Annotated in this window: 12 protein-coding genes and 1 pseudogene; 2 read left to right on the top strand and 11 right to left on the bottom strand. The window is 59.3% G+C overall.

Features of this window, described 5'->3' with window-relative positions; translation table 11 throughout:
* Nucleotides 1–215: 215 nt before the first annotated feature.
* Both BGK49_RS04850 and yjdP read left to right on the top strand, forming a co-directional pair.
* Complete coding sequence (locus BGK49_RS04850; RefSeq protein WP_001183287.1) at nucleotides 216–533, top strand: RpiB/LacA/LacB family sugar-phosphate isomerase; 318 nt, start codon at nucleotides 216–218, stop codon at nucleotides 531–533.
* A gap of 68 nt (nucleotides 534–601) precedes the next feature.
* Nucleotides 602–931, top strand: a complete 330-nt coding sequence (gene yjdP / locus BGK49_RS04845; RefSeq protein ID WP_000819746.1) for a DDRRRQL repeat protein YjdP — start codon at nucleotides 602–604, stop codon at nucleotides 929–931.
* A 146-nt stretch (nucleotides 932–1,077) separates the two neighbouring features.
* Here the strand turns inward: yjdP and phnP are convergent, their stop codons facing one another.
* From phnP to BGK49_RS04790, 11 genes and pseudogenes are all read right to left on the bottom strand, one after another.
* On the bottom strand, nucleotides 1,078–1,836 hold the full coding sequence (gene phnP, locus BGK49_RS04840) for a phosphonate metabolism protein PhnP (RefSeq protein ID WP_000059947.1): 759 nt from the start codon (nucleotides 1,834–1,836) through the stop codon (nucleotides 1,078–1,080).
* A 1-nt stretch (nucleotide 1,837) separates the two neighbouring features.
* Complete coding sequence (gene phnO, locus BGK49_RS04835; protein WP_069375699.1) at nucleotides 1,838–2,272, bottom strand: aminoalkylphosphonate N-acetyltransferase; 435 nt, start codon at nucleotides 2,270–2,272, stop codon at nucleotides 1,838–1,840.
* The gene (phnN, locus tag BGK49_RS04830; protein WP_000971894.1) at nucleotides 2,259–2,816 is read right to left on the bottom strand and encodes a ribose 1,5-bisphosphokinase; all 558 of its coding nucleotides are present in this window, start codon (nucleotides 2,814–2,816) and stop codon (nucleotides 2,259–2,261) included. Before phnN ends, phnO begins: the two co-directional genes overlap by 14 nt.
* The gene (gene phnM / locus BGK49_RS04825) at nucleotides 2,816–3,952 is read right to left on the bottom strand and encodes an alpha-D-ribose 1-methylphosphonate 5-triphosphate diphosphatase (RefSeq protein WP_000586303.1); all 1,137 of its coding nucleotides are present in this window, start codon (nucleotides 3,950–3,952) and stop codon (nucleotides 2,816–2,818) included. The genes phnN and phnM overlap by 1 nt, the downstream gene beginning before the upstream one ends.
* Nucleotides 3,949–4,629, bottom strand: a complete 681-nt coding sequence (gene phnL, locus BGK49_RS04820; RefSeq protein WP_000611423.1) for a phosphonate C-P lyase system protein PhnL — start codon at nucleotides 4,627–4,629, stop codon at nucleotides 3,949–3,951. The genes phnM and phnL overlap by 4 nt, the downstream gene beginning before the upstream one ends.
* 110 nt (nucleotides 4,630–4,739) lie before the next feature.
* Nucleotides 4,740–5,498, bottom strand: a complete 759-nt coding sequence (gene phnK / locus BGK49_RS04815; protein WP_001075525.1) for a phosphonate C-P lyase system protein PhnK — start codon at nucleotides 5,496–5,498, stop codon at nucleotides 4,740–4,742.
* A complete protein-coding gene (phnJ, locus tag BGK49_RS04810) occupies nucleotides 5,495–6,340 on the bottom strand; it encodes an alpha-D-ribose 1-methylphosphonate 5-phosphate C-P-lyase PhnJ (RefSeq protein ID WP_000002283.1) in 846 nt (281 codons plus the stop codon). Before phnJ ends, phnK begins: the two co-directional genes overlap by 4 nt.
* Entirely contained in the window at nucleotides 6,333–7,397 is a 1,065-nt protein-coding gene (gene phnI, locus BGK49_RS04805) for an alpha-D-ribose 1-methylphosphonate 5-triphosphate synthase subunit PhnI (RefSeq protein WP_005045173.1), read from the bottom strand. Before phnI ends, phnJ begins: the two co-directional genes overlap by 8 nt.
* A complete protein-coding gene (gene phnH / locus BGK49_RS04800) occupies nucleotides 7,397–7,981 on the bottom strand; it encodes a phosphonate C-P lyase system protein PhnH (RefSeq protein ID WP_000171616.1) in 585 nt (194 codons plus the stop codon). Before phnH ends, phnI begins: the two co-directional genes overlap by 1 nt.
* Nucleotides 7,978–8,430 (bottom strand): phosphonate C-P lyase system protein PhnG, encoded by a 453-nt coding sequence (gene phnG, locus BGK49_RS04795; protein ID WP_000542751.1) that lies wholly within the window; start codon nucleotides 8,428–8,430, stop codon nucleotides 7,978–7,980. The genes phnH and phnG overlap by 4 nt, the downstream gene beginning before the upstream one ends.
* Nucleotides 8,431–8,640, bottom strand: a pseudogene (locus BGK49_RS04790) (UTRA domain-containing protein); the annotation flags it as partial. It lies immediately after the preceding gene.
* Nucleotides 8,641–8,738 lie beyond the last annotated feature (98 nt).

Genomic DNA, 8,738 nt, shown 5'->3' with positions numbered 1-8,738 from the left:
GGGTTCTGCAGATAATGCTTTCTGTTCCATAACAGGTGTCCACTAGTTGAAAAGGTGGGCACCTACGTTACCAATACAGGCTTAATGGCTACATACGGCGGTCAGTTTACGCTTACGAAAATTACGCGAATTTATTATCTCTGTAAATAATATGAGGTGTTTTATATATTTATTATATATATTGTACTTCGGCAAATACTGAGCACAATTTATCAATGCAACCGGTGTTTCTTTTTAAAAAACGTACCGGAGCAATGGGCGGTCATGTCGCTGGCACCGCAGGATTCTGCGTTGCTGTGCCAGCCTTTTATTCATGGTCAATGAGTGAGGTGATTGATAAAGACACCAGGTCGTCAGAGCGCACTGATTATCCGCATTATGCCAGTGAAGTTGCACTGGCTTTTGGTTCACGAGTGGTTGGCCTCGAACTGGCAAAAATGATTGTGGATGCGTGGCTGGGCGCACAGTACGAAGGCGGTCGTCATCAACAACGCGTGGAGGCGATTACGGCAATAGAGCAGCGGAGAAATTGAGATTCATCCACTACTTGCATGGATGAGTAATGATTAATGTGGATAGAGTTTCTTTTTGAGGTTGGCTAATGAAACGCTTTCCGCTATTTCTTTTATTCACCCTGCTCACGCTGTCCACCGTTCCGGCCCAGGCCGATATTATCGACGACACCATTGGCAATATTCAGCAGGCGATTAACGACGCTTATAACCCTGACCGTGGGCGAGACTATGAAGATTCGCGCGACGACGGCTGGCAGCGTGAAGTGAGCGACGATCGGCGCAGACAATATGACGACCGCCGCCGCCAGTTTGAAGATCGCCGCAGGCAGCTGGACGATCGCCAGCGCCAGCTTGATCAGGAGCGTCGGCAGCTAGAAGATGAAGAGCGGAGAATGGAAGATGAGTATGGGCGATGAGGTTGGGTATGGAGCAGGCATCGCCCCTCACCCCAATGGGGAGAGGGAGAAAACCAGCGCAATATTCAATATCGAGTACAATCGGTCCCCTCGCCCCTCTGGGGAGAGGGTTAGGGTGAGGGGGCCAGCGCGCACATTCCCTCTCATCACGCCACCCCAATCTCCATCCCATCAAACCCCGCCTCAAACCCCGACGGCAGTGCGTTTTCCATCAGCCACGCATCAAACTGGTGGCTGATATGGGTCAGAATCACCCGTGGCGAGCGGATAACCTGATTCAGCGCCAGCACGGTGTTTAAATCACAGTGACTACGTGGCGCATCCTCGCGCGGCGGGTGGCTGCAATCAATCACCATTACCTGCGGCTGATTATTGCGTAAAAATTTCAGCGTTTTTTCCGGCAAGCCTGCGGTGTCAGACAGCCACGCCACCCGGCTGTGTGCCGTTTCCAGCAGATAACCGAAGGTCAGTTTTGAGTGGTTGAGCGGCAGGGGCGTGACCTGTAACCCCTGCAAATCAAACACCACAAACGGTTCCACCGTGTGGCTGAAATCAAGCAGGCCCGGATGTTTAAACAGATCGTCGCAGCCCTGTTCATCCGGCGGGCCGTAAACCGGGATCGGATCGCCCACGCCCCAGCGCAGCGGGAATAGCCCCTGCACGTGATCCATATGGTAGTGCGTCAGCAAAAACTGCTGGAACGATCCGGGCGACCAGCGATCGGCGAGATCGTGCAGCCCGGCGTCGATCAGGGTGATTGCGTCGTTAAACTTCACTACGCCGCTGCATGGCTGGCGGCGATACTGCGGTGAGCGCCGCGCTCTGGCGCAGGCTACGCACTCGCAGCCCCATGCCGGAACGCCCTGTGCGCCGCCGGTGCCGGTGAGCGTGAGGGTCAGGCTCATGTTACAGCGCCTTGGTGAAGCGGAAGTGGCTCTGCTCGTAGCCTTCACGCAGGTAAAAACGGTGCGCGTCGTGGCGCTTCACGTTGGTGGAAAGTTCGGTCATTTCGGCCCCGGCCTGGCGGGCTTCTTCTTCTGCCCACGCCAGTAACTTACTGCCGACGTTCAGACCGCACGCCTGCGGCATCACCACCAGTTCCTGAATTTCGCCGATCCAGTTGACATGATGCAGATGAAACTGCAAATGCAGGCCGATCATGCCGACAACTTCGCCATCCTGCAGCGCCAGATGGTAGCGCATGCTCGGGTCGCGCAGGTTGGCGTTAAAGCCCACGCGAAACGCGTGGTGGTCAAACTCCGCCTGTTTTAGCTCACAAATCAGCGCGTAAACCGCGTCGGTATCGTACTGCGTGGCCGGGCGAAGCTCACAAGCAGGCATGGTGTTTCTCCTTCTGATGAATCAGCGTCAGCAGTGTGTCGACCGACTGGCGCAGGCTGCCGTCATTGTTGAGCGTATGGCAATCCTGTGGAGTATAGCGGGCGGCGCGCGCCAGCCGGGCGTTAATTTCACTGGTGTTTTCACGGCCACGGTTTTTCAGGCGCTGGCGCAGGATCTCCGGCGAAACCTGTAAACAGACGGGCAGCAGCGCCGATTGATAGCGCGCCCGTGCCTGCGGCAAATGCGCGCGTGAACCGTTGACGACTACGTCGAATCCAGCGTGCAGCCAGAGGTCAATCTCGATGCCGACGCCATAATACAGACCGTTAGCGTGCCAGCTTAAGGCCAGCAGGTTTTGCCCCGCGCGGGTAAAAAACTCCCGCTCACTCAGGGCGATATGGTTTTCACTTCCGGCGCTGGCGTCGCGCGTGATGTAGCGATGCGCCACCAGTAACTGCGTTTGTTCCCGCAGGCGGAGTTCCGCCAGCAGGCTGTCTTTCCCGGAGCCGGACGGCCCCATTAACCAAATCAGTTTTCCCATCATCAGAACACCCTTTTACCCTGACGCCAGACGTGGTCGATATGAATGTGATTGCCCTGGCGATGCGCCAGCACCAGGTCAGCGCGTTTACCCTCGCCAATCACCCCGCGATCCTGAAGATTCAGCGCCTGCGCCGGATTTTTGGTCACCAGCCTCACCGCCTGCGGTAGCGTAAAGCGGTTGCTCTCGTCATCGGCGACGCGGAACGCCGCATCCAGCAGGCTGGCGGGGTAGTAGTCGGAAGAGAGGATATCCAGCAGACCAAGCTGCGCCAGTTCACTGGCCGCCACATTGCCGGAGTGCGAGCCGCCACGCACGATATTTGGCGCACCCATCAGCACGTTCATGCCATGCTTACGCGAGGCTTCCGCCGCTTCGAACGTGGTGGTAAATTCGGCGATCACGCTGCCAAGTTGGTGGGATTCGGCAACGTGGGCGTGCGTGGCGTCATCGTGGCTGGCGAGCGCAACTTGTCGCGCGCGGCACAGGGCGGCGATGGATTCGCGATTCGGCTGCGACCAGCGTGCGGCGAGCGCCAATTGCTCTTCTTCGTACTGCTGCATCTGCGCATCGGTGAGGGAGTATTTGCCCTGATAATATTCGCGATACTTCTCGCGGTTAGCGAACTGGCGCTGGCCCGGTGAGTGGTCCATCAGCGACACCAGCGTCACCGGTTCGCGCTGAACCAGTTTTTCAAACAGCGGCAGTGTGGTGTGATGCGGCAGCTCGCAGCGCAGGTGCAGACGGTGCTCGGCGCGGTTGACGCCGCGTTTCTGCGTCTCTTCGATGGTGTTGATCATCTTCTCCAGATTCTCCAGCCGATCGCCGCCGTCGCGCACGTCGCCAATCGCCACCGCGTCCAGCACGGTGGTGATGCCGCTTGCCACCATCAGCGCGTCGTGGCTGCTCATCGCCGAATGGGCGGGCCAGTCGACTTTCGGGCGCGGGGTGAAGAATTTATCGAGGTTGTCGGTATGCAGCTCAATCAGGCCGGGTAGTAGCCAGCCACCTTCGCCGTCCATCGCTTCTGGCAGGCGGCTCTGGCTTTCGGCAAAGGCGCGGATTTCGCCATCCTGCACCTCCAGCGAACCGTGCACCACCTCGTTTTCCAGCACCAGCTTAACGTTATTGATAATCATGAAGAGGCTCCCATTGGGTGCAGGCGGTCGGCGACGTCATTACGTACAGCTTCGTCATGGAAGATGCCGACGATGGCTGCGCCACGGGCTTTGGCTTCGTGAATCAGTTCCACCACCGCGGCGCTGTTTTTGGCGTCCAGCGAGGCGGTAGGTTCGTCGAGCAGCAGAATGGGGTAGTCGACGATAAAGCCGCGGGCGATGTTGACGCGCTGCTGTTCGCCGCCGGAGAAGGTCGATGGTGCCAGGTGCCACAGGCGTTCCGGCACGTTCAGGCGGGTGAGAAGACGCGCGGCTTTAGCGGCGCAGGCTTCACGCGGAACGCCGGTATCGAGCAGCGGCTGCATCACCACTTCCAGTGCTGAGATACGCGGGATGACGCGCAGAAACTGGCTCACCCAGCCGACTGTGGTTTTGCGGATTTCCACCACTTTGCGCGCTGGCGCGGTGACCAGGTCTACCCACTCGTCACCGTGTTTGATCTGGATTTGACCTTCGTCGGGTAGATAGTTGGCGTACAGCGAGCGCAGCAGGGTTGATTTGCCGCTGCCGGAGTGACCGTGGAGCACCACGCATTCGCCTGCGTTGACGGTGAGCGAGGCACGTTGTAAGACGGGCAGGCGTACGCCGTTTTGCTGATGCAGGATGAAGGTTTTACTGACGTTTTGTACGTTAATCATTTTTCGCCTCGTGGTTCGGGTGTCGGATGCGACGCTGACGCGTCTTATCCGACCTACGGGGAGCGCATTTGTAGGCCGGATAAGGCGTTTACGCCGCATCCGGCACCGGCTCAATTCTGCAAAAACGATGACACCAGCAGTTGTGTATACGGATGGTGCGGGTCGTCGAGCACGCGGTCGGTTAACCCACTCTCCACCACTTGCCCCTGCTTCATCACCAGCAAACGGTCCGCCAGCAGGCGGGCGACGCCTAAATCGTGGGTGACAATCACTACCGCGAGGTTCAGCTCCACCACCAGGCCGCGCAGCAGGTCGAGCAGGCGTGCCTGTACCGACACATCCAGTCCGCCGGTCGGCTCGTCCATAAACACCAGCTTCGGATGCGTCACCAGGTTGCGGGCGATCTGCAAACGTTGCTGCATGCCGCCGGAAAAGGTGGTCGGCAGGTCGTCGATCCGGTTGGCGGGAATTTCCACCTCTTCCAGCCACTTCTGCGCGGTGGCACGAATATCGCCGTAATGACGTGCCCCGGTCGCCATCAGCCGCTCGCCGATATTGCCGCCTGCCGACACCTGGCGGCGCAGGCCGTCGAGCGGATGCTGATGCACTACGCCCCATTCGGTGCGCAGCAGGCGACGGCGGTCGGCCTCGCTCATTGCGTACAGCGAACGGCTCTCATAGTGAATCTCCCCCTGCTGCGGCGTCAGGCGCGCGGAGATTGATTTCAGCAGCGTGGTCTTTCCGGAGCCGGACTCCCCGACAATGCCCAGCACTTCCCCCGGCCATAAATCAAAAGAGACATCGCTAAAGCCTTTGCCCGGCGCGTAAAGGTGGGTCAGGTTATTGACCGAAAGTAACGGTTGATTCATTGGTTTTTTGCCTCGCTCTGTTGGCGGCAATAATCGGTATCGGAGCAGACAAACATGCGGTTTCCGGCGTCATCCAGCACCACTTCATCAAGATAGCTGTGGGTCGATCCGCAGATGGCGCATGGCTCATCCCACTGCTGAACGGTGAACGGGTGATCGTCGAAATCGAGACTTTCCACGCGGGTAAACGGCGGCACCGCATAGATGCGCTTCTCGCGCCCCGCGCCGAACAGTTGCAGGGCGGGCATCATGTCCATTTTTGGGTTATCGAATTTCGGGATCGGCGACGGGTCCATCACGTAGCGCCCGTTCACCTTCACCGGATAGGCGTAGGTAGTGGCGATATGACCGAAGCGGGCGATATCTTCATACAGTTTCACCTGCATCACGCCGTACTCTTCCAGCGCGTGCATGGTGCGGGTTTCCGTTTCGCGCGGCTCGATAAAGCGCAGCGGTTCGGGGATCGGCACCTGGAAGATAATGATCTGATCTTCGGTCAGCGGCGTTTCGGGGATGCGATGGCGCGTCTGGATAAGCGTCGCATCGTCCGTACGTTCAGTGGTGTTTACCCCGGTCACGCGCTTAAAGAAGTTGCGAATCGACACGGCGTTGGTGGTGTCGTCTGCGCCCTGGTCAATCACCTTCAGCACGTCGCTTTCGCCAATCACGCTGGCGGTGAGCTGAATGCCGCCGGTTCCCCAGCCGTAGGGCATCGGCATCTCGCGCCCGCCAAACGGCACCTGATAACCGGGGATCGCCACCGCTTTTAAGATGGCGCGGCGGATCATGCGTTTGGTCTGCTCGTCGAGGTAGGCAAAGTTGTAGCCGCTCAGATTAGCCATGGTTCTGCTCCTGTTGCAGACGTTTGAGTAGCTCCAGTTCGGCCTGGAAATCGACGTAGTGGGGGAGTTTGAGGTGCGAGACAAAGCCTGCGGCTTCGACGTTGTCGGCATGTGCCAGCACGAACTCTTCATCCTGCGCCGGGCCTGTCGCGTGCTCGCCGTACTCCGGAGCCTGCAACGCACGGTCAACCAGCGCCATCGCCATCGCTTTGCGCTCGCTCATGCCGAACACCAGCCCGTAGCCGCGCGTGAAGTGCGGCGGCTCATCCGGCGGGTCAATAAAACCGTTGACCATTTCACACTCGGTCATCAGCAGTTCGCCGACGTTCACCGCAAATCCCAGCTCTTCCGGCATAATCGACACGTCGATGTAACCACTGCGGATTTCGCCCGCGAACGGGTGATTGCGTCCGTAACCGCGCTGGGTAGAGTAGGCCAGCGCCAGCAAATAGCCTTCGTCGCCGCGCATCAACTGCTGCAAACGGGAAGAACGTGAACAGGGGTAAACTGGCGGCGTGCGGGTGATGTCATCCGGCTGTGCGCCGCTATCCTCTTCAAACTTCGCCAGCCCCTGACGCGCCAGCAGGCTGAAAACGTGCGGCGACGGGGATTGTTCGCTGTCTGCGGTGGTCAGCGTCGGCGCTTCGCCGTTTGCCAGCAGGGTGAAATCGAGCAGGCGATGGGTGTAGTCGTAGGTTGGGCCAAGCAACTGACCGCCGGGAATATCTTTATAAACCGCTGAAATACGCCGTTCGAGACGCATCTCCGTGGTGTCGAGCGGCTCGCTTACCGCCAGCTTCGCCAGCGTGGTGCGGTAGGCGCGTAGCAGGAAAATCGCTTCGACGTTATCGCCGCTGGCCTGTTTCAGCGCCAGCGCCGCCAGTTCGCGGTCGGCAATGCCGCCTTCGGTCATCACGCGATCTACTGCAAGATTAAGCTGCTGTTCAATCTGGGCGACGCTCAGTTCAGGCAAATCGGTATTGCCCCGGCGTCGGCTCTCTTGCAGGGCGTGGGCGGCGTCGATCTCCTTCTCGCCCCCTTTCACGGCAACGTACATCAGCACACCTCCACATGAGTGGTTCGCGGGATAGCCAGCAGCCGCTCGCCGCAGGTCAGGATCAGGTCGATGCCGAGCGGGAACGGGTGCGGGCGCTCGGTGAGTTCGTGCAGAATGCACTCCGGCAGCTGCGGAGCGATCATTCGTTCTTCGGCAATACCCGCGCCAGTAAGGCGCAGCATGCGCCCGCCGCTCAGGCTGACGACCTGTAAAATCAGCGTCGCGCCCGCTTCCGGCGCAACAGCGGTGCCGCTGGAAAGAGCGTTGAGCTGTTCGCTGGAAATCGCCTCATCCGTTACCGCGAAGGTCGCCAGTTCCGGCTGATTGACCAGCGGCGCGTTGGTATGAAAACGCAGGCTCTGGCTGACGATATCGTTACTTAATGGCGCGGAAAGCCACACCGGCGTGTCGTTATCAGCCAGCGTCAGCAGCACGCTGGTGGTGGCGATATTCAGCGGCTGCCAGCCGCGTTTGAGCTGATGCAGGGCGACAATCACGCCCGGCTCGCTCATGGCCTTTAACAGGCGACGAAAACTGTGCTGGGCATCCTGCACAGGAAGCATAAAAGCGGTTTCCAGGGTCATGCGTTGTCTCCGCGAACCATCGTAAAGAAGTCGACCCGGCTGGCGTTCACTTCGGCCTGGCGTGCGGCAATGCGTGCCATACGGTCAGCGTCCAGTGGGGCAATAAGGGTTTCTGATAAGTTTTGAAAATGGCGAGATTGCTGCATCAACGCGTCAATCAGCGCGCAGCGTTCGGCGTGCTGTTTGTCGCGCCCCAGCACCCAGCTGTAGCCGAGGGTGCCGTCAGTCAGGCGTACGGCGGCGCGGGTCAGCGTGGCGTCGCCGGCAAAAAAGCGTTCGCCGGTACCGCCCATTCGCGCCTGAATCTGTACCAGGCCGGTTTCGGCGGTGCGGATCACTTCATAGTTGGCGGTGATGTTCAGCGCGTTCAGGCGGGCTGCCAGTTCAGCCGGTTGGCTGTGCGCCAGCACGGACATCCAGTGCTGGCGGGTCGCGATATCTGCGTGCATTCAGTGCTCCATAGTGAATTCAATCATGTCGGCGCGCGTCAGGCTGACGGAGTACTCCGCCGGGCTGCTTTCACCGTCACGGTGGTTAAGGGTGCGCACGCACAGCAGCGGCGACATATTCGGGATTTCAAGACGCTGGCACTCTTTGGCCTGGGCGCGGCGGGCGCTGATCCGCGTCTGGCTGCGGCGCAGCGCAATCCCGGTTTGCTCGTAAGCGTGCAGCAAGAACCGTATTGACGGGGATGTGTTATTCAGTCGGCAGTGCTACGCGCCAGGGGAGCAGTTCGCCGACCCGGTTTATCGGCCAG

The organism is Shigella sp. FC1544, from assembly GCF_001722145.1.
GTDB lineage: Bacteria > Pseudomonadota > Gammaproteobacteria > Enterobacterales > Enterobacteriaceae > Escherichia > Escherichia coli.
The sequence above is the reverse complement of the archived record's forward strand: the minus strand, read 5'-3'. Positions and strand labels throughout refer to the sequence as shown.